General features: G+C 33.5%; 1 protein-coding gene. It reads right to left on the reverse strand.

What is annotated here, in order from left to right; genetic code table 11:
• Positions 1-75 precede the first annotated feature (75 nt).
• Positions 76-1251 carry an ammonium transporter gene (locus tag FC88_RS07235; protein ID WP_057814272.1) on the reverse strand — a complete coding sequence of 392 codons (1176 nt, stop codon included), beginning with the start codon at positions 1249-1251 and terminating at the stop codon, positions 76-78.
• Positions 1252-1411 lie beyond the last annotated feature (160 nt).

The following is a 1411-nucleotide window of genomic DNA, read 5'->3' on the forward strand; positions in this document are numbered from 1 at the left end:
TCAACTTGACAAGGACGAGTGCATTCCAGCCAAATTTGCTTTGCTATGGAGGACGGAATCCTAAATTAATCTGATTTAAGCCAATTTAATTTCTGGTCTGATTCCAATATCGTCTTTCAAAGCTTTTTTCAACACCGTTACAATTACCAATCCTAATACTGATACAAAAACAATCGTAAATATAACGCCAAATAATTGCAGTCCTAATAATTTAAATCCACCGCCATAAAACAATCCGTTTGTAACGACGTTTTTATTGACTGATTTAGTAGCGAACAAGCCGACACAAATTGAACCAACTATCCCACTGACACCATGGCATCCAAAAATATCCAGATAATCATTCAGATGCAATTGATATTTCAAAAAATTCATAAAGTAAAAACTGCTAATCGCCGAAATTATTCCAATTAAAAGCGATCCTAAAATCGTTACATAGCCAGTACCCGGAGTAATTCCTACTAAACCACAAATGCTACCGGTACAAATACCACTCAAAGTTACTTTGCCTTTAAACATTTCTTCCAAAAAAATCCATGTGATCAAAGCACTGCAAGCTGCAATTGTCGTCGTAAAGAAAGCATTGATTGCTATAAAATTGATTTTTAAAGTACTGCCTGCATTAAAGCCATACCAACCAAGCCATAGAAGAATCGTTCCCATCAAGATCCACAATGGATTCCCTTTAACTTGCTGATTGTATTGATAAGGTCTTCGTAACGTGATTGCCAAAATCAATGCTGTAATGCCGGCATCAATATGAATAACCGTTCCACCAGCAAAATCCAAAACTCCTAATTTGGCTAAAAAACCACTATTCGACCAAACGATATGAGCCAATGGATAATAAATCAAAAGTGACCATAATATGACGAAGAGAATTACAAACCTAATCTTCACTCTACTAGCCATTGCACCCAGAAATAATGCCGGAGTCAAAATTGCAAACATCATTTGAAAAAGTAAATAAACTGACGTTGGCAATCCTGTTTGACCAAAAGTAGACGATAAGTCTATCCCTTTTAAGAAAAGATGGTTAAAATTTCCTATCAGTCCTAAATTATCACCTTCAAATGATGCCGAAAATCCAATAATGATCCACAACAATCCCGCCAATCCAAACATTAAAAAACTATCGAATAAAATTCTTGTTACATCTCTATGTGGTACAAAACCACTGTAAAAAACTGCAATACCAGGTACCATTATCCAAACCAACATAATTGAAAGTATCATAAATACTAGATTCATAAATATCACTTTCTTTTCATCGAAATTCTCTCTTTAGTTTCAGTATTGTATTACTATTTTTATTTCATGTATAACAAAAAGAATTAATAAAAAATGACATAATCATAATAATTGGCGAATTTTATAATCAAGTTAGCCACCTTAAGAAAAAATAAATAAA

It is taken from the genome of Companilactobacillus futsaii JCM 17355 (assembly GCF_001435505.1).
Classification (GTDB): domain Bacteria; phylum Bacillota; class Bacilli; order Lactobacillales; family Lactobacillaceae; genus Companilactobacillus; species Companilactobacillus futsaii.